The organism is Kitasatospora sp. NPDC051914 (genome assembly GCF_040680995.1).
GTDB lineage: Bacteria > Actinomycetota > Actinomycetes > Streptomycetales > Streptomycetaceae > Kitasatospora.
Window position 1 is genome coordinate 83,205 of the sequence record NZ_JBFAXX010000012.1, and the last position, 18,245, is coordinate 101,449.

Genomic DNA, 18,245 nt, shown 5'->3' on the forward strand with positions numbered 1-18,245 from the left:
ACCGGACGCACCCCCGACGAGCCGCCGCCCTGGAACCCTGATGCGTACGATCCTGCAGGTCACCCCCTACTACCCGCCCCACCTCGGCGGCCTCGAACGCGTGGTGGAGAACCTCTCCGTCCAGCTGGCCGAGCGCCACGAGGTGCGGGTGGTCACCACCGCGCTGGGCGCCGGCGGCGCCGGACGGCGCACCGGCGGACCGGTCGCCGTCCGCCGGCACCGGGCCGTGGAGGTGGCGCACACCGCGCTCGCCCCCGGGCTGCCGGTCTCCCTGCTGCGCGCACCGCGCGGCGCCGTGCTGCACCTGCACTGCGCGCACGCCCTGATGCCCGAACTCGTCGCGCTCACCGCCCGGCTGCGCCGGCAGCGGTTCGTCCTGCACTTCCACCTGGACGTGGACGCCTCCGGCCGGCTCGGCCGGCTGCTGCCCGCGTACAAGAAGCACGTCCTGGCCCGGGTCATGCGGGCCGCCGCCGCCGTCATCGTGCTGACCGACGCCCAGGGCGCCTTCGTCCGGGACACCTACCGGGTGCCCGCCGAGCGGGTCTTCACCGTGCCCAACGGCGTCGGCCGCCAGTACTTCATGCCCGTCCGCACGCCGGAGCCCGGGCCGCTCCGGCTGCTGTACGTCGGCCGGCTCAGCGCCCAGAAGAACGTCGCGCGGCTGCTCGACGCGATGGCCCTGACCGAGCGGCCCGTCCGGCTGCGGATCGTCGGCGACGGCGAACTGCGCTCCCGGCTGGAGGCCCGAGCCCGGCAACTCGGCCCGGAAACGGTCGAGTTCGCCGGCGGCCTGCACGGCGAGGACCTCGTCGCCGCGTACGCCGCGGCCGACGCCTTCGTCCTGCCCTCCGACCGGGAGGGCATGCCGCTGGTCGCCCTGGAGGCGATGGCCGCCGCCCTTCCGGTGATCGCGACCGACGTGCCCGGCAACCGCGAACTCCTCACCGGAACCGGCCTGCTGGCCGCACCCGAACCGGCCGCCCTCGCCGCCGCGATCGACCGGCTCGCCGCCGACCCGGCGCTGCGCGGCCGGCTCTCCGAACGGAGCGCCACCGCCGCCCGGGCCTACGCCTGGGAGACGGTCGCCGCCCTGGTCGAAGAGGTCTACGCCGAGGCCGGCCTGTGACCGCCCGCGCCCTCCTCCCGTACCTCCGCGGACGCAACGGCGTCGTCCTCGGCAGTGCCCTGGCCTGCGTCGTCGAGATGCTGCCCGGGGTGCCCGGGGCGGTGCTCACCGCCGCCGGGCTCTGGCTGCTGATCGGCGCCCCCACGGCGCTCTGGCGCGGCACCGCCGCCAAGGCGGTCTCCTCCCGCGACGCGAGCCTGATGGTCGCCGTCGGCCTGGCCGTCGTCACCGACCTGCTGATCGCGCTCGGCGTCAACACCCTGCTGCCGCTGTTCGGAGCGGACCACCCGCTCACCCGGATCAACCTCGCCGGGGCGAGTGCCATGACCGCGGCCGTGCTGGGCGCCTTCCTGCCCGAGGAGGAACGGCCCGCCGGCATCGTCCGCCGCCGCGGCCTCCCCCGGGGAACGGCACCCCTGGCCGGCCTCGGCGCGCTCGCCCTGCTGCTGTCCGTGGCCGGCCCGATCAGGCTCAACAACGGGCTCACCGGTACCGTCAGCGTGCTGGCACTGGTCGCGATAGCGGGCCTGCTGGTGCTGCTGATGCTCCGCCGCCGCCGGTACCCGGTGCCGCTGCTGGCAGCCGGGCTGTACGTGGCCGCCGCCGCCCTGCTGCTGCTCAACTCGCTGCGCGGCTGGGGCATCGCCGGACACGACATCCAGCGCGAGTACGAGTACTTCCGGCTCACCCTCGGCGGCTCCTACTGGAACGTCGAGCTCTACCCCGACGCCTACAACGCCTGCCTGAGCATCACGCTCCTCCCGGTGGGCATCACCCGGCTCACCGCGATCCCCGGCATGTACGTCTTCAAGGTCGTGCTGCCGCTGCTGTTCGCCCTGACCCCGGTGCTCGTCCACCGCGCCGTGCGCAACGTGGCGCCGCAGATCGTCGCGCTCCTCGCGGCGGCGTACTTCATGCTCTTCCCGACCTTCTTCACCGACATGACCTTCCTCGGCCGGCAGGAGATCGCCTTCCTGCTGCTGGGCTGCGCCATGGCGGTGCTCACCGACGGCGGCCGGCCGGTGCGCGCCCGGCGGGCGGCCGTCCTCGCGCTGCTGGTCGGCTGCGTGCTCTCGCACTACTCGACCACCTACGTGGTGGTGGCCACCCTCGGCACCGCCTACGCCGTCGAACTGCTGTGGCGGCTCGCCTCCCTGCGGGCCCGGCCCCGGCAGCGCCGCCGCACCAGGGTGGCCGGCACCGGCTCGGTCGTCACCTGGTGGCTGGTGCTCGTCCCGGCGGTGCTCGCCGTGGTGTGGGCCGGACCGGTCACCCACACCAGCGTGCAGCTGAAGACCACCCTCGGCACCGTCGTCCAGGAGGTCCTGCACCCGGGTCAGGGCAAGGGTGGCTCCTCGGACACCGCGTACAGCCTGTTCGGCGGCGCCAAGGCGAGCCCCCAGCAGCGACTGGACGAGTTCCGGGCGGAGACCGTCAAGGCGACCGAGGCCAAGCGCGCCGTCGGCGACTACTTCCCGCTGCCGTCCGTCGACGGCTACCGCACCCGGGCCGTGCCCCAGGCGGACATGCCGCTGACCGCGCTCGGCAGCGCCCTCGACACCGCAGGCATCAGCGTCACCGGGCTCAACGGAGCCCTCCGCCAAGGCGCGGCACTCCTCCTGCAGGTGCTGGTCCTGGTCGGATTCGCCGCCGTGCTGCGGGCCCGCCGCCGCTTCTTCCGCCCGCTGCGCGACCAGGTCACCCTCACCGTCGGCGCCCTCGCCATGGTCGCCCTGTTCACCCTGCTTCCCCAGCTGTCGGTGGACTACAGCGTGCTCCGCGCCTTTCAGCAGGGCCTGTTCTTCTACGCGCCGTTCCTCGCCGCCGGCACCCTGTGGCTGCTGCGCTGGGCCGGCCGCCGCACCGTGCCGGTCGCCTGCGCCCTCACCGTGGCACTCTTCCTCGACCTGACCGGCGTCGTGCCCAAACTGCTCGGCGGGTACCCGGCGCAGCTCCAACTCAGCAACGCGGGCCGATCGTTCGACATCTACTACCCGCGGGCCGAGGAGGAGATGGCCGTCTACTGGCTGGAGAGGCAGATCGCCTCCGACAAGTCCCAGCTGCTGCAGACCGACCGGTACACCTTCAGCCGGGTGCAGACCTTCATCACCGGGCCCGCCCAGGGCGACATCCAGCCGGTCGTCATCCGGCCCAACTCCTACGTCCTGCTGGGCACGACCACCGTCCGCAAGGGTGAGGTGACGGTCTTCTACCGTGGGGACCTCATCACCTACAAATATCCGACGGCACTGCTGAGTGCGACCAAGAACCGGATCTACAGCAGTGAGGGAGCGGTGATCTACCGATGAGCACGCCCACCGGGACGCCGCGGGTCCTGATGGTCAGCCACTACTACCCGCCGCACCTCGGCGGCATCGAGAACGTCGCCCGCCAAGAGGCCGTCCACCTGGCCGCCCTGGGCGCAGAGGTGACCGTGCTGACCAGCGGCGACCACAGCTCCGTCCGCGACGAGGACGGCGTGCGGGTGATCCGGATCGCCGCCTGGAACGGCGCCGAACGGGCCGGCGTGCCCTTCCCCGTCCTGTCGCCCCGCGTGCTCGCCACCGCGCTGCGCTGCGCCCGCCGGGCCGACGTGGTGCACATCCACGACTGCCTCTACCTCACCTCCTGGGCCGCCGGACTCGCCGCCGTGCTCACCCGCACCCCGCACGTGCTCACCCAGCACGTCGCCCTGGTCGAGCACCCCTCCGCGCTGGTCCGCGCCGTCCAGCGCGCCGTGTACGCGGTCGCCGGCCGCGGCCTGTTGCGCCGCGCCCGCCGGGTGATCACTCTCAACGCCGCCGTCGCCGAGTTCGCCGTCCGCGGGGGCGCCCGCCCCGAGCGCGTCCGCCACCTCGCCAACGGGGTGGACACCGCGCTCTTCCGCCCCGCCGCCTCGGCCGCCGAACGCGCCGACGCCCGCAAGCGCCTCGGCCTGCCCGCCGACCGCGTCCTCGCCCTCTTCGCCGGCCGCCTGGTACCCAAGAAGGGCTACGACCTGCTGCTCGCCGCACACCGCCCGGAGGACGGCTACGACCTGGTGTTCGCCGGCGACGGCGATTCGCAGGCCCTGGCCGGCCGCCGGGGCGTGCACGCCCTGGGCGCCCTCGCCCCGGAGGACCTCGCCGACGCCTACCGCGCCTGCGACCTGTTCGTCCTCCCGTCCACCGCCGAGGGGTTCCCGCTCACCGTCCAGGAGGCCATGGCCTCCGGCCTGCCCGTGGTCACCACCGACGACCCCGGCTACGCGCCCTACGCCCTCGACCGCACGCTCGTCCGGCTGCTGCCGCGCGACGAGGCCGGCCTGCGCACCGCACTCGCCGAACTCGCCGCCGACCCCGGCCTGCGGGCCCGCATGGCCGCCTACTCCCGCCGGTACGCCACCGACGCCTTCTCCTGGCCCGAGCACAGCGCCGCCCTGGTCGAGCACTACGGGGACCGCGCATGAGACCACGCACCCCGCGTCCCGGGCCGGGCGCCCGCACCCGTGGCTAGGCGCCGCGGCCGGCACGCCCGGCCGCCGGACCAGGTGTACCGCAGCAGCTTCTTCCTGCTCGCCTCCTCGGTGACCACGGCCGGCCTCGGCTTCCTGTTCTGGGTGGTCGTCGCCCGCTTCTACACCCCCGAGCAGGTCGGCCTGGCCACCTCGCTGATCTCGGCGACCTCGCTGCTCGCCTACCTCAGCATGTTCGGACTCAACAGCACCCTGATCCGCTTCCCGGCCCCGGAACCCGCCCGCAACGGCCAGATCACCCAGGCCGTCGCGCTGGTGGCGACCGCTGCCGCCACCGCCGCCCTGGTCTACCTCGTCGGCCTGCCGCTGTACGGGCCCAAGCTGCTGTTCGTCCGCAACGACCTCCTGCAGGCCGCTGCGTTCGTGATGTTCTGCGTCTGCGCGGCCGTCAACACGCTCACCGACTCCGTCTTCGTCAGCGCCCGCCTGCCGCAGTTCAACGTGCTGGTCGACGGGATCGTCCAGGGCCTGGCCAAACTCGCCCTGCCGGCCGCCCTGGTCGCCCTCGGCCCGTCCGGCGTCGTCGCCTCCACCGGAGGCGGCTACCTGGTCGCCGTGCTCGCCTCCCTGCTGCTGATGCACCGCCGGATCGGCTTCCGCTTCGACTTCCGCACCCGCGGCACCCGCCTGCGCGAACAGCTCGGCTACTCGGTGGCCAGCTACACCTCCAGCCTGCTCAACCTGCTGCCGCTGATGGTCGTCCCGCTCATCGTGCTGGAACGCCTCGGCACCGCCGAGGCCGGCTACTACTACGTGGCCTTCCAGATAGCGAGCATGCTGCACGCCGTCTCCGGTGCGGTCGGCGAGGCGCTGTTCGCCGAGGTCTCCTCCGACGAGTCCCGTTTCGGCGAACTGCTGCGCCGCTCCGCCCGGATCATCGCCGCCGTCCAGGTGCCGGCCGTCCTCGCGGTCGCCGCCGGCAGCCCGCTGCTGCTGCGGATCTTCGGCTCCTCCTACGCGGACCGGGGCAGCGGCCTGCTCACCGTCCTCGCGGTGTGCGCCCTCGCAGTGGCCCTCAACACTTGGGCCAGCTTCGGCCTCAAGGCGGCCCGCAGCATGACCCACCTGATCCTCAGCAACGTCCTGTTCGCCGCGGTGACCATCGGCCTCACCGCACTGTGGGCACCGCGCGGACTGGTGTGGATCGGCCTGGCCTGGGGCATGGGCAACCTCCTGTCCGGGATCTATGCGACCGCCGCCCTGCTCGCCCGGCGCCGGCGGCCCGTCCGGTCCGCCCCGCCCTCCCACCCGGCCGCCCCGGCCCCGCAGGTACCCCCGGGGTGGCAGGCACCCCCGGGGTGGCAGGTCCCGCAGCCGCAGCCGGCTCCGCAGGGATGGCAGGCTCCGTCGTCCCCGTACGTCCCACCGGGCCGGCCACCGACGGGCGCACCGCCGCGCACCGTCCCCCACCCGTACGTCCACCCCGCCCCACCGGAGGAACACCGCCGATGAGGATCGTCGTCGTCAACGCCTACGTCCGCGGCAACGCCGGGGACGCCGCCCTCCTCTCGGTCTGCCTCCGGCACGTCCGCGAGGCGTTCCCGCACGCGCACACCGCCATCGCCGGCATGGAGGACGCCGTCGTCCACCCGGACTTCGAGGGCGTACCCAACCTCGGGTCGATCCGCCGTTACGTCGCCGACGGTGAGGTCTCGCTCGCCCGCCGCATCCTGCGCAAGCTGCTGGTCGCACCGCTCGCCCTGCTCGCGCTGCTGCTGCCCCGGCCGCTCGGCCGGGCCCTGCTGCGGCTGCTGCCCGCCGAGGCCCGCCGGGAGGCCGAGGCGGTCTCCCGGGCCGACCTCGTGGTCTCCATGGGCGGTGGCTACCTCAATGCCCGGCCCGGCCTCGACGGGCACCAGAACGTCTTCTTCGTCCTGCTCCCGGCCCTGCTCGCGCAACGCGCCCGGGTGCCGGTGGTGTTCGCCCCGCAGTCCTTCGGCCCGTTCCCGGCGGAGCTGCAGCGACGCCTCGTCCGCCGCGCGCTGCGCCGCTCGCCGCTCGTCCTCGCCCGCGAGGCGCTCAGCGCCGAGCTGCTGGAGCAGTGCGGGCTGCCCACCGGGCGGATCGGACGGGCCGTCGACTCCGGTTTCGCGTACGCGCCCGAGGAGTACCCCGACTGGCGGGCCCGCCTCGGAGTCGCCCCCGGACAGCCGCTGGTCGGTCTCACCGCCCGCCGCTGGCTGGAGCCGGCCGCCCAGGAACGCTACGAGCGGGCCCTCGCCGAGGTCGTCGACCGCGTCCAGGCCGCCGGCCACCGCGTCGTCCTCATCCCTCAGGTCAGCACCGGCTACCTGGGCGACGACGACATCCTCGTCGAGCGCCGGATCGCCGCCCACTGCACCAGCACGCCGCTGCAGCTCGACGAACGCGTCGACTACCGCGAACTGCGCTCCCTCTACGGCGAATGCGCCCTGCTGGTCGGCACCCGCTTCCACTCGGTGATCTTCGCCCTCACCAGCGGCGTCCCCTGCGTCGCCATCGGCTACGAGCACAAGACCGCCGGGATCATGGCCGAACTCGGCCTGTCCGAACACGTCGTGCCGATCGCCGAGGTCACCGCCGAGCGCCTCTGGGCCCTCGTGGCACCGCTGCTGGGGCCCGCCGCCGACGAGTACCGGGCGCTGCTCGCCGAGCGGATGCCCGATTACGTGGCCCGGGCCGAGCAGTTCCCGGCCCGGCTCCGCGAGTTGCTGCCCAGCGCCGCCGGAGGGCGCGACACCGCCCGGGCGACCGTCTGATGCCCCGCCCGGTCGGGCGCCGGACGCCGCACCGCACACCCGCGGACGGCACCCGCACGGTCGCCGTGGTCACGCCCTACTACCCGCCCAAGATCGGCGGGGTGGAGAACTACACCGCCCGCCTCGCCCGCGCCCTCGCCGAGGACCCGGGCCTGCACCCCGTCGTCATCACCACCCGGCCCGACGGGTTGCGCACCACGGTCGCCACCGAGGACGGCGTCCGGGTCGTCCGCCTCGGCACCTGGCTACGGCTCTCCAACACCCCGCTCAGCCCGCTCTGGCCGTTTCAGCTGCGGCGCTGGCTGCGCCGCACCGGCGCCGAGGTGGTCAACGCCCACAGCCCGGTGCCCGGCCTGGCCGACCTGGCCGTCGTAGTGTCCGGTCGGCGGCGCACCGTCCTCACGTACCACGCCGGTTCCATGCACAAGGGGGAGCCCGGCAGCGGGGCGGCGGACCGGCTGATCGGCCTGTACGAGCGGCACGTGCTGCCGCGGGTCTTCCGCAGGGCCGCCGCGCTGGTGGCGGTCTCCCCGGTCTCGCTGGCCTTCGGGCAGCCGCACGCGGTCGAGATCAGCCCGGGTGCGGACCTCGCCCGGTTCACCCCCGGGCCGCCGCCCTCCGCCCGCCCCCGCACCGTGCTCTACGTGGGCCGGATGGACCGCACCTCGGCCTGGAAGGGGGTGGACGTCCTCGTCCGGGCCGTCGCCGGGCCCTCCTGGCCGGCCGGTGCCCGGCTGCGGCTGGTCGGCGGTGGCGACGCGGTGGCGGACCACCTGGCGCTGGCCCGCAGCCTGGGCGCGGCCGACCGGGTGGAGACCGCCGGCGAACTGAGCGGGCAGGACCTGGTCGAGGCGGTGCGCTCCGCCGCCGTGGTCGTGCTGCCCTCGCGCACCGAGGCCGAGTCCTTCGGGATGGTGCTGGTGGAGGCGATGGCCTGCGGGACCCCCGTGATCGGCTCGGCCGTCGGCGGCATCCCGGGGGTCGTCGCGGACGGCGAGAGCGGCCTGCTGGTCCCGCCCGGCGACCCCGATGCGCTCGCCGACGCCTGCCGACGGCTCCTCGACGACGGGGCGCTGGCCGACCGGATGGGCGCGGCCGGCCGCCGCCGCGCGGAGGAGCACTACGACTGGCGGCAGCTGACGGCCCGCCACCTCGACCTGTTCCGCGGCTGAGCCGCGGCCGCGGCGCTGCGGGAGGCGGCTACTGCGCCTGCGGGCGGCGGTAGTAGGCGGCCGCGGCGTCCTTGAACGCCTCGAAGGAGGGCTTGCGCGTCCCGTCGTAGCGGCGCAGGCCGTAGAAGAGTGACCGGCGCTTCTTGTCCTTCGCGGTGCCCGCGTCCTGTTCGGCGAACCAGAAGACCGCGGTGACGTGCGGGTTGGCGGCGGCGGCCGGGATGGTGTCGCTGGCGATGTCGGCCTGGAACCCCTCGGTCACGTGCGAGGCGTTCGGCGGGACCGTCCGGCCGTCGGCGGCGCCGCCCGGCCCGTTGGTGGGCGCGCCCGTCTCGGTGATCCAGACGGGCATGTTGCCCGAGCCGTACTTGTCCAGAACGGCGACCAGGTTGTCCTTCGCGCTGCTGATCTCCTCCATCGCCGTGCCGAACTCGGTCTTCGCACTGGGCAGATGGGGATAGGTGTAGGGGTGGTAGCTGAGCGCGTCCACCAGCTTGTTGCCGCCCAGCTTGCACACCTGCTCCAGGAACTCGGTGTGCGAGATGTGGGCCTCCGCGGGGTTGGTGGACACGGCGGCCAGTCCGCCCAGCAGCAGGTACGCCTTGGGGTCGGCACCGCGCAGTGCCTTGGAGGTGACCGTGAGGAGCCTGGTGTAGGCGGCCGCGTCCGGCTTGGGCGCCCAGAACGGAATGTTGGGCTCGTTCCAGATCTCCCAGATGTGGATGCCCATCGGCGCGTAGCGCTGTGCGGCGTCCCGGGCGAAGGCGGCGAACACGTCGGGCTTGGCCGGCGGGCAGGACGGGTCGTCGGTGCACCCGGCCGTGCGCGCCCAGCCGGGGGTGTAGCCGATGGTCGGCAGCACCTCCAGCTTGCGCGCGTGGGCGGCCTTCACCACCCGGTCGAACCGCTGCCACAGGTAGTTCTTCGGGTTGTCCGGCTGGATGTTGTTCCAGGACAGGTCGACGCGGATCCACTTCGCGCCGAGCTCCACCGCGTCGTCCAGGCCGATTGCCAGGTCCTGGTCCGACTTCCAGGTGAGGGTGTCGCCGAAGGCGATGCCGATGCGGAGCTGCTTGCCGTTCTGCGGAGCCGTGGGGGAGGGCGCGGCAAACGGCGTCTCGGCCGAGGCGGACGAGGAGGCGCGGGTGAAGACGCTCGCCGTCACGGTCGCCACCAGCGATATCAAGAACGCCAGCACCGCCACCAACAGCCGTTTCCGTCCGGCCCATTGCATCCCCATGCGGTACAGCCTAGGCCAGCCTCCGACGTGCCCTGTCAGAAGGTCAGTGCATAGACCATCAGATCCATGCCCGGCAGTGGCGCCCAGTCCCGCTCGGGGGAGCGGCGGAATCCGAGCCGTTCGTACACCCGGTGGGCCTCGGTCATGTCCGGGCGGGTGGAGAACGCCATCCCGGCCAGGCCGAGTTCGCGGCTGCGCTCCATCGACGCCCGCACCAGCGCGGTGCCGACGCCCCGGCCGCGGGCCGACCGGGACACCGCCAGCATCCGGATCTCGCCCTCGTGCGGCAGCGAGATGTCGGCCCAGGCGGTGCCGCCGACCGCGAAGGTCACGCAGCCGAGCACGCGCCCGTCCCCCGCGTCGACCGCGACGAGGAGTTCGGCCTCCTCGCTGCGCCGGCGGGCGTCGCGGAGGAGCGCGGCGTACCGGCCGTCCGCGAGGCTGTAGCCGTCGCCGACGAAGACTTCGACCGAGAGCTCCCCGGCCGGGTCGAGGTCCTGTTCGCGGGCTCGGCGGATGACGACGTCCATCCCCCCAGTCTGCCCTCGTCCCGTCCGCTTCCGGACGGGGTCCGGTGCAGCCGGTCCGGGACGGCCGGGTCGGCGGGGTATCCGCCGGGGCGGTGCCAGTTGTCGCGGCCGTTGCGGCCGGAGCGGTCGACCTCGCGGCCGACCACCGCTCCGATCAGGGCGAAGCCGCCGACGGCGGCGAACAGGATCACGGCGCTCATGAACACGGAGGAGGAAGTCATGCCTCCACTGTCCCGGGGCGGGCACGGCCCGACGAGTGGCAGAAAAGCCCTCTTGCATCGAAATCCTGCCAAGGGCATCCTGGGGCCATGCTGAAGAACGTGGTCGCCGTCGTCCTGGAAGAAGTGCACCCCTTCGAACTCGGCGTCGCCTGCGAGGTGTTCGGCCTCGACCGCACCGACGAGGGCCTGCCGGTCTACGACTTCGCCCTCGCCTCCGACCGGCCGGGCCCCAAGCGCACCCACGCCGGCTTCACCGTCGACGTCCCGTACGGCCCCGAGCGCCTCGCCGAGGCCGACCTGGTCGTGCTCACCGCCACCGGCCTGCGCGACGAGTACCCGCCGGAGCTGATCGCGGCCCTGCGGGCCGCCGTCGAGGGCGGCGCCCGCGCCCTCTCCATCTGCAGCGGCAGCTTCCTGCTCGGCGCCGCCGGCCTCCTCGACGGCCGCCGCTCCACCACCCACTGGAAGCACGCCGCCGAAATGGCCCGGCGCTTCCCGCTCACCACCGTCGAACCCGACGTGCTCTACGTCGACGAGGACCCGGTCATCACCTCCGCCGGCACCGCCGCCGGCATCGACGCCTGCCTCCACCTGGTCCGCAAGGTGCAGGGCGCCGAGGTCGCCCGCGGCATCGCCCGCCGCATGGTCGTCGCCCCCCACCGCGAGGGCGGCCAGGCCCAGTTCGTCAACCGGCCGCTGCCCGAGCCGGGCGTCGACTCGCTCGCCCCCGTCCTCGACTGGATGCGCCACCACCTCGACGAGGACGCCGGCGTCGAACGGCTCGCCGTCCTCGCCCACATGTCGCCCCGCACCTTCGCCCGCCGCTTCCAGCAGGAGACCGGCACCACCCCGCACCGCTGGCTCACCGGCCAGCGCATCCTGCTCGCCCAGCGGCTCCTGGAGGGCACCGACGAGTCCGTCGACGCGGTCGCCGCCCGCTGCGGCTTCGGCAACGCGGCCACCCTCCGCCACCACTTCGGCCGCCGCCTCGGCACCACCCCGCAGGCCTACCGCCGAGCCTTCGCCTGCCCGGACGTCCCGGCCGGGGTCTGAGCGCAAGAGCGCGAGGGGCGGAAGGCGCCGACCGGCACCTCCCGCCCCGCACCAGCCCGCAGGGGCGGGCCGTGCGCTACTTCGCGAGTGCTGCGGCACCCGCCTGTGCGAACTGCTCGTCCAGGTCGCCGCTCGGGGCGCCCGCCACACCGATGCCCGCCACCGGCGCACCCTTGACCTGTACCGGAGCGCCGCCGCCCAGGAACAGCGTGCCCGGGATGTCCTTCAGGTTCGGGGTCTGCGCCAGCCGCTTCACCAGCTCCGAGGTCGGCGCGTTCCAGGACACCGCGGTGAACGCCTTGCGCTCCGCCGACTCCGGCGACTGCGGGCCGGCACCGTCCCCGCGCAGCGCCACGACGGTGTTGCCGTTGCGGTCCACGACCGACACCGACACCTTGTACCCGCCCTTGCCGGCCGCGTCCATCGCCGCCAGCGCAGCCCTGGTCGCCGCCGCCACCGTCAGGTGCGAGGACTCCACCACGTCCTTGCCGCCGGCCTCGGCCTTGACCGCCGCCGGCGCGGCCGCGGCGCCCGCGGTGTCGGCGTTCGCCGACACCGCACCGAAGGTGCCCGCACCCAGCGCGGCCACCGCCAGCGCACCGCCCAGCACCCGCGCCCTCGTCGACGACTTGATCATCCCGCACTCCTCGGTGAATCCCCGGCCTGCCCCAGCGGCTCGGCCACACACCGATCCTCCGCGCCCCGAGGCCCCCCGCACGTCGCCGGTCCGGCCCCCGTACGCAGGCATGATGGAGGACACCGGGGTCAACCGATCGGCCGATGCACGGGGCCCGCGGCCGGGCGAGAATCCGAACGGGCGAGCACCCCCGGGTGGCCGCCCGAGAGGAGGAGGACAGGTGGGACCCCCGCAGCGTGCCGATGCCGATGCCGACGAGCGGCGGCTCGCCCTCGTGCTCGACGGTGCCTTCCTGCTGCTCCTCGCCGGCTCCCTCACCCGCTACCTCACCCACCACCCCGGCAGCCCCGCCACCCCCTGGGTGATCGGCCTCTCCACGGCACTGGCCGTTGCCCAGCTCACCGGCTCCCGGCTGCTCGCCCCGACCGGGGCCGACCGCCGCAACCGGCCGGCCGTCGCCGCGCTCGCCCTGGTCACCGCCCTGTGGGTGGTCCTCGTCGTGCTGGCGCCGAGCTTCGCCTGGTGCGCGGTGCCGCTCGTCTACACCGCGCTGCGCACCCTGCCGACCCGCGCGGCCCTGCCGCTGGTCGCCGCCCTCACCGCCCTGGTGACCGTCGGCCAGGCCCGGCTGCCCGGTCCGGCGGACGCCAATCTGCTGATCCTGCCGCCCACCGTCGCCGCCCTGGCGACCGCGGTCTTCCTCACCATGCGGCGGCAGACCGCCCGGCAGCGGGCCCTGGTCGACGACCTGGTCCGCACTCGCCGGGACCTCGCCTCGACCGAGCGCCGCGAAGGCACCCTCGCCGAGCGCGAGCGGCTCGCCATGGAGATCCACGACACCCTCGCCCAGGGCCTCTCCAGCCAGCAGATGCTCCTGCAGGCCGCCGACCGCACCTGGGAGAGCGACCCGGACACCGCCCGCCGGCACGTCCGCACCGCCACCGCGGTCGCCGGCCGCAACCTCGCCGAGGCGCGCCGCTTCGTCCACGACCTCGCCCCGGCGGAGCTCGCCGACGGCGGCGGCCTCGACCGGGCGCTGCGGGCCCTCGCCGAGCGGGAGAGCGCCGAGAGCGGCCTGCCGGTCCGGTTCCACCTGGACGGTGCGCCCGTCCCGCTGCCGCCCGCCGTGCAGGCCGCGCTGCTGCGGATCGCCCAGGGCGCGCTCGCCAACGTCCGGGAGCACGCCGGCGCCACCGGCGCCGTCCTCACCCTCTCCTACCTGGGCGACCAGGCCGTCCTGGACGTCGCCGACGACGGCCGCGGCCTGCCCCCGGACACCGCGGCGCCCGCCCCGGCCCGCGGCCACGGGCTGCCCGCCATGCGGGCCCGGCTGCGGCAGCTCGGCGGCACGCTCACCGTGGAGAGCACCCCCGGCGAGGGCACCGTGCTCTCCGCCGCCGTCCCCCTGCACCCCGGGAGGTCCGCATGACGCCGTCGGTACGGCTCCTGGTCTGCGACGACCACGCCGTCGTCCGGGCCGGCCTGCTGGCGCTGCTCGCCAGCGCCGGCGACATCGAGGTGGTCGGGGAGGCCGGCAGCGGCGAGGAGGCCGTTGCGCTCGCCGCCCGGTTGAGGCCGCAGGTGGTGCTCATGGACCTCCAGCTCGGCGAGGGCATCGACGGGGTCGAGACGACCCGGCGGATCACCGCGGGCGAGGGGGCTCCGCACGTCCTCGTCCTCACCACCTACGACACCGACGCCGACATCACCCGGGCGATCGACGCGGGGGCCACCGGGTACCTGTTGAAGGCCGAGCGGCCGGAGGAGCTGTTCGCCGCGGTGCACGCGGCGGCGGCCGGGCGGACGGTGCTGTCGCCGCCGGTGGCCTCCCGGGTGATGGCGCAGATGCGGGCGCCGGCCCGCCGCCTCACCGACCGGGAGCAGGAGATCCTCGCCCGGCTCGCCGAGGGGCTCGGCAACCGGGAGATCGCCCGTGCCCTGTTCATCAGCGAGGCGACGGTCAAGACGCACCTCAGCCGCATCTACGACAAGCTCGGGGTGGACACCCGCGCGGGCGCGGTGGCCGCGGCGAAGGAGCGCCGCCTCCTCACCTGAGCGTGCCGGGCCGCCCGGGCCGCCGGTCTCAGTCGGCCGGGCCGGGCAGGTGCCCGGTGGTGTTCCACAGGTCGGGGCGGAGCCGGCCGTCGGCGGCGCGCCAGCGGCTCGCGGAGCAGTTGTGGACGGGGGCGCTGTCGAGCAGCTCGGGCTCGGTGAGCCGGTCCAGGACGTGGCGGAGCATCAGGACGGTGCAGTCGTGCGCGACCACCAGCACCGGCCGGCCGGCCTCCTCCTCGGAGAGGTCGCGGAGCACCCCGCGCACCCGCAGTGCCACGTCCAGCCAGGACTCCCCGCCGGGCGGCCGGTAGTACAGCTCGCCCATCCGCCGGCGGCGGGCGGCCTCCGCGGGGTGCTCCTTCTCGATGGCGGCCCGGGTGAGCATCTCCAGGACGCCGAGTTCTCTGTCCCGCAGGCGTTCGTCGTAGCGCACGGGCAGCCCCACCGGGACGGCGCCGAGTCCGGTGGCCTGGGCGACCGCGATCCTGGCGGTCTCGGCGGTGCGGACGTACGGGGAGCACCAGACGGAGCGGGGCCGGTCGGCCGGCGGCAGGGCGGCCCACCAGCGACCGAGGGCCTGGGCCTGGGCCTGGCCGTGCAGGGAGAGCGGGATGTCGGCGTCGCGGCTGGTGATCGGGACGGTCAGCGCGCCCGCCTCCTCGGCGAGCCGGAACTCGACGTTGGCGACGGACTCGCCGTGCCGGGTGGCGATCAGGACGGAGGGCAGCGGCCGACTGCCCTCGCGTTCGGTGCGGTGCCCGTTCAGGATGGTGCCGGCCTCTGCCATCGCCCGTCTCCCCGTCTTCGTCTTCTCGCGCTGCGGTGAGCGCGGCGGCGCCCCGGGTGATGGGGGGTGGACGCGCCCGTGGGGAGCCGCGCCCCGACACGATGATCGCGCCGCCACCTCCAGTGTTGACGGTGGTGGCGGCGCGAGCACAGGGCGCACGAGGGGCGGCACTGTGCGCCCCTGGTGATGCGTGCGCCGGAAGGGCGCGGGGCCCGTGTAGCGGGTCGGTCAGTGCGCCGCGGCGGGCTGCGGGGCCCGGTCCACGGCCTCGTCGCCGGCGTCGGCGGTGTAGTCGCCGGTGCGGGTCTCGTCCGCGCCCTCGGGCGCCTTGGCGGCCTTCAGGACGAGGGTGAGCACCACGGCCACCACCAGGTTGAGCACGAAGGCGGTGAGGCCGATGTAGCCGATCTCGCCGATGAACGGGATCTCCGCCGAGTTGCCGCCGAAGTGCTTGGTGGCGGCGGATTTGATCCCGTAGGCCTTCCAGGTGCCGTAGGCCATGCCCGCGGCCCAGCCGGCCAGCAGCGCCCAGCGGTGGAACCACCGGGTGAACAGGCCGCCGACGACGGTGACGAAGGTCTGCAGGATCCACAGGCCGCCGAGCAGCTGCAGGTTGATCGCGAACTGCTTGTCCATGGCGAGGACGAAGGCCAGCGCGCCGACCTTCACCAGCAGCGAGGCGATCTTGGCGACCCGGGTCTCGTCCGCCGGGGTGGCCTCCGGCTTGAGGAACTCCTTGTAGATGTTGCGGGTGAAGAGGTTCGCGGCGGCGATCGACATGATCGCGGCGGGCACCAGGGCGCCGATGCCGATCGCGGCGAAGGCCACGCCGGTGAACCAGTCCGGGAACATGTTCTCGAACAGCTGCGGCACCGAGAGCTGCGGGTTGAAGCCCTTGACGCCCTTGCCCACGCCGGCCGCGATCGCCATGAAGCCGAGCAGCGCCAGCAGGCCGAGCATCAGCGAGTACGCGGGCATGATCGCCATGTTGCGGCGCACGGTGTTCCGCGACTTGGAGGCCAGCACGCCGGTCACCGAGTGCGGGTACATGAACAGGGCGAGCGCCGAGCCGAGCGCCAGCGTGGCGTACGTCCAGTGCGAGCTCGGCCCGAGGATCAGCGAGCCGCCGGGCTTGCCGGTGGCCGGGTTGACGGTGGAGAACTTCTGGGCCGCGGAGTCGAAGATGTGCCCGTAGCCGCCCAGCCGCATCGGGATGTAGATCACCGCGACGATGATCACGACGTAGACCAGGGTGTCCTTGACGAAGGCGATCAGCGCCGGGGCCCGCAGTCCGGAGGAGTAGGTGTAGGCCGCGAGCACCGCGAAGGCCAGGAACAGCGGCAGGTCCTTCATGAACCAGTTCCCCGAGCCGCCGACGCCCAGCACGTCCAGCACCGCCTGGATGCCGACCAGCTGCAGCGCGATGTACGGCATGGTCGCCAGGATGCCGGTGAGCGCCACCGCCAGCGAGAGCGCCTTGGAGCCGTACCGGCCGCGCACGAAGTCCGCCGGGGTGACGTACCCGTGCACCCGGGAGACCGACCACAGCCGCGGCAGGAAGAGGAACACCAGCGGGTAGGCGATGATCGTGTACGGCACCGCGAAGAACCCGGCCGCGCCGGTCGCGTAGATCGCCGCGGGCACCGCGACGAAGGTGTACGCGGTGTAGAGGTCGCCGCCCAGCAGGAACCAGGTCACCCAGGTGCCGAAGCTGCGGCCGCCCAGGCCCCACTCGTGCAGGTGCTGGGCGTCGTCGGCGCGCCGCCACCGGGAAGCCAGGAAGCCCATCACCGAGACCAGCACGAAGAACAGGACGAAGACCGTCAGTGCGGTGACGTTGATGCCGGAGTGCATCACTCACCACCGCCCCGGGCGGCCTTGCGGGCCTTCTCGTCCCGGCCCAGCAGCAGGTAGGCGCCGACCGTGAAGAGCGCCGACACCGGCACCCACAGCAGCTGGTACCAGTAGAAGAACGGCATTCCGCCGATCTCCGGCCCGGCCTTGGTGTACGAGGACACCCAGAGCGTGGCCACGATCGGCACGGCGAGGCAGAGTCCGGCCAGGACCCGGGCCGGGGTGACGGCGGGGACGGGCCCGGCGGCCTCGTCCCCCGCGGGGGGTTGCACTTCTGACGACATGTTGCGGCTCCGGCTGAAGAGGGCTCACCTCGTCGGCGCCGCAGCGCGCGGAGCTCGCCCCGCACGCCCGCCGAGCAGCACCTTTGGTGATCGGCAGTCAGTACGGGAGCGAAATGTAGGGCACGGACGTGACCGGTGTCACCAGTACGCGCAGAAACGGCCTGATCCGGCCGGCCCGGGGCCGGCCGGATCAGGCCGTGTGCGCAGCGGTCAGGCCGGCGGTTGCTCGGGCCGCTGCAGCCGGGTGATGAACTTGTACCGGTCGCCGCGGTAGATCGAGCGCACCCACTCCACCGGGGCGCCCTCCGCGTCGAAGGAGTGCCGGGACAGCTGGAGCATCGGCAGGCCGAGGTCGGAGCCGAGCAGCCCGGCCTCGCGCGGGTTGGCCAGCGTGGTCTCGATGGTCTCCTCGGCCTCGGCCACGGTGACCCCGTACACCTCGCGCAGCGCGGTGTAGAGCGAGTTGTGCTTGACCAGGTTGCGGCGCAGCGCCGGGAAGCGCTTCGCGGACAGGTGCGCCACCTCGATCGCCATCGGGTCGCCGTTGGCCAGGCGCAGGCGCTCGATGCGCAGCACCCGGCTGCCGGGCTTGATGTCCAGCAGCGGGGCGAGCCGCTCGTCGGCGCTGATGTAGCCGACCTCGATCAGCCGGGAGGTCGGCTCCAGGCCCTGGGCGCGCATGTCCTCGGTGTACGAGGTGAGCTGCAGCGCCTGGGCGACCTTGGGCTTGGCGACGAAGGTGCCCTTGCCCTGGATGCGCTCCAGCCGGCCCTCGACGACCAGCTCCTGCAGCGCCTGCCGGACGGTGGTGCGCGAGGTGTCGAACTGGGCGGCCAGCGCGCGCTCCGGCGGCACCGGCGTGCCGGCCGGCTGCGTCTCGGTCAGCTGCAGGAGGTGGCGCTTGAGCCCGTAGTACTTGGGCACCCGCGCGGCCGTACCGGTCGCCGCCGCCGTGGACTGCGCCGGCACCGTGGTGCCCTCAGGGAGGGCCGCCGTGCCTCTGTCGCCGCTCATGGCCGCTCTCACTCCTC

Annotated in this window: 16 protein-coding genes; 9 read left to right on the forward strand and 7 right to left on the reverse strand. The window is 74.0% G+C overall.

The window, feature by feature from the left end; genetic code table 11:
* Nucleotides 1–40: 40 nt before the first annotated feature.
* The 6 genes from AB0M03_RS10720 to AB0M03_RS10745 are packed head-to-tail and all read left to right on the forward strand — an operon-like array spanning nt 41 to nt 8,553.
* Complete coding sequence (locus AB0M03_RS10720) at nt 41–1,129, forward strand: glycosyltransferase family 4 protein (RefSeq protein ID WP_363490685.1); 1,089 nt, start codon at nt 41–43, stop codon at nt 1,127–1,129.
* A complete protein-coding gene (locus AB0M03_RS10725) occupies nt 1,126–3,438 on the forward strand; it encodes a DUF6541 family protein (protein ID WP_363490687.1) in 2,313 nt (770 codons plus the stop codon). The genes AB0M03_RS10720 and AB0M03_RS10725 overlap by 4 nt, the downstream gene beginning before the upstream one ends.
* Nucleotides 3,435–4,577: a glycosyltransferase family 4 protein gene (locus AB0M03_RS10730; RefSeq protein WP_363490689.1), complete on the forward strand. Its 1,143-nt coding sequence runs from the start codon at nt 3,435–3,437 to the stop codon at nt 4,575–4,577. Before AB0M03_RS10725 ends, AB0M03_RS10730 begins: the two co-directional genes overlap by 4 nt.
* 39 nt (nt 4,578–4,616) lie before the next feature.
* Nucleotides 4,617–6,095: a lipopolysaccharide biosynthesis protein gene (locus tag AB0M03_RS10735; protein ID WP_363490691.1), complete on the forward strand. Its 1,479-nt coding sequence runs from the start codon at nt 4,617–4,619 to the stop codon at nt 6,093–6,095.
* Nucleotides 6,092–7,381, forward strand: coding sequence for a polysaccharide pyruvyl transferase family protein (locus AB0M03_RS10740; RefSeq protein WP_363490693.1), 1,290 nt, complete (start codon nt 6,092–6,094; stop codon nt 7,379–7,381). Before AB0M03_RS10735 ends, AB0M03_RS10740 begins: the two co-directional genes overlap by 4 nt.
* The gene (locus AB0M03_RS10745) at nt 7,381–8,553 is read left to right on the forward strand and encodes a glycosyltransferase family 4 protein (RefSeq protein ID WP_363490695.1); all 1,173 of its coding nucleotides are present in this window, start codon (nt 7,381–7,383) and stop codon (nt 8,551–8,553) included. Before AB0M03_RS10740 ends, AB0M03_RS10745 begins: the two co-directional genes overlap by 1 nt.
* 28 nt (nt 8,554–8,581) lie before the next feature.
* On the opposite strand, the gene AB0M03_RS10750 is transcribed toward AB0M03_RS10745, so the two are convergent.
* Nucleotides 8,582–9,793, reverse strand: a complete 1,212-nt coding sequence (locus AB0M03_RS10750) for a cellulase family glycosylhydrolase (protein WP_363490697.1) — start codon at nt 9,791–9,793, stop codon at nt 8,582–8,584.
* Between the two features lie 35 nt (nt 9,794–9,828).
* Nucleotides 9,829–10,323 (reverse strand): GNAT family N-acetyltransferase, encoded by a 495-nt coding sequence (locus AB0M03_RS10755; RefSeq protein WP_363490699.1) that lies wholly within the window; start codon nt 10,321–10,323, stop codon nt 9,829–9,831.
* Between the two features lie 308 nt (nt 10,324–10,631).
* Here AB0M03_RS10755 and AB0M03_RS10760 point away from each other — a divergent pair, with 308 nt between their 5' ends.
* Complete coding sequence (locus AB0M03_RS10760) at nt 10,632–11,597, forward strand: helix-turn-helix domain-containing protein (protein ID WP_363490701.1); 966 nt, start codon at nt 10,632–10,634, stop codon at nt 11,595–11,597.
* Nucleotides 11,598–11,673: 76 nt separating this feature from the next.
* Here the strand turns inward: AB0M03_RS10760 and AB0M03_RS10765 are convergent, their stop codons facing one another.
* Nucleotides 11,674–12,234 (reverse strand): heme-binding protein, encoded by a 561-nt coding sequence (locus AB0M03_RS10765; RefSeq protein WP_363490703.1) that lies wholly within the window; start codon nt 12,232–12,234, stop codon nt 11,674–11,676.
* Between the two features lie 220 nt (nt 12,235–12,454).
* Here AB0M03_RS10765 and AB0M03_RS10770 point away from each other — a divergent pair, with 220 nt between their 5' ends.
* Together AB0M03_RS10770 and AB0M03_RS10775 are read left to right on the forward strand one after the other, a co-directional pair.
* Complete coding sequence (locus AB0M03_RS10770; RefSeq protein ID WP_363490705.1) at nt 12,455–13,663, forward strand: sensor histidine kinase; 1,209 nt, start codon at nt 12,455–12,457, stop codon at nt 13,661–13,663.
* Entirely contained in the window at nt 13,660–14,289 is a 630-nt protein-coding gene (locus tag AB0M03_RS10775; RefSeq protein ID WP_363490707.1) for a response regulator transcription factor, read from the forward strand. Before AB0M03_RS10770 ends, AB0M03_RS10775 begins: the two co-directional genes overlap by 4 nt.
* A gap of 28 nt (nt 14,290–14,317) precedes the next feature.
* On the opposite strand, the gene AB0M03_RS10780 is transcribed toward AB0M03_RS10775, so the two are convergent.
* The 4 genes from AB0M03_RS10780 to AB0M03_RS10795 all read right to left on the reverse strand — a co-directional run bounded on the left by AB0M03_RS10780 (nt 14,318) and on the right by AB0M03_RS10795 (nt 18,228).
* Nucleotides 14,318–15,076, reverse strand: a complete 759-nt coding sequence (locus AB0M03_RS10780; RefSeq protein ID WP_363490709.1) for a histidine phosphatase family protein — start codon at nt 15,074–15,076, stop codon at nt 14,318–14,320.
* Between the two features lie 228 nt (nt 15,077–15,304).
* Entirely contained in the window at nt 15,305–16,930 is a 1,626-nt protein-coding gene (mctP, locus tag AB0M03_RS10785; protein WP_363490711.1) for a monocarboxylate uptake permease MctP, read from the reverse strand.
* A complete protein-coding gene (locus tag AB0M03_RS10790; RefSeq protein WP_363490713.1) occupies nt 16,930–17,214 on the reverse strand; it encodes a DUF3311 domain-containing protein in 285 nt (94 codons plus the stop codon). Before AB0M03_RS10790 ends, mctP begins: the two co-directional genes overlap by 1 nt.
* A 210-nt stretch (nt 17,215–17,424) precedes the next feature.
* Nucleotides 17,425–18,228 (reverse strand): GntR family transcriptional regulator, encoded by an 804-nt coding sequence (locus AB0M03_RS10795; RefSeq protein ID WP_363490715.1) that lies wholly within the window; start codon nt 18,226–18,228, stop codon nt 17,425–17,427.
* Nucleotides 18,229–18,245 lie beyond the last annotated feature (17 nt).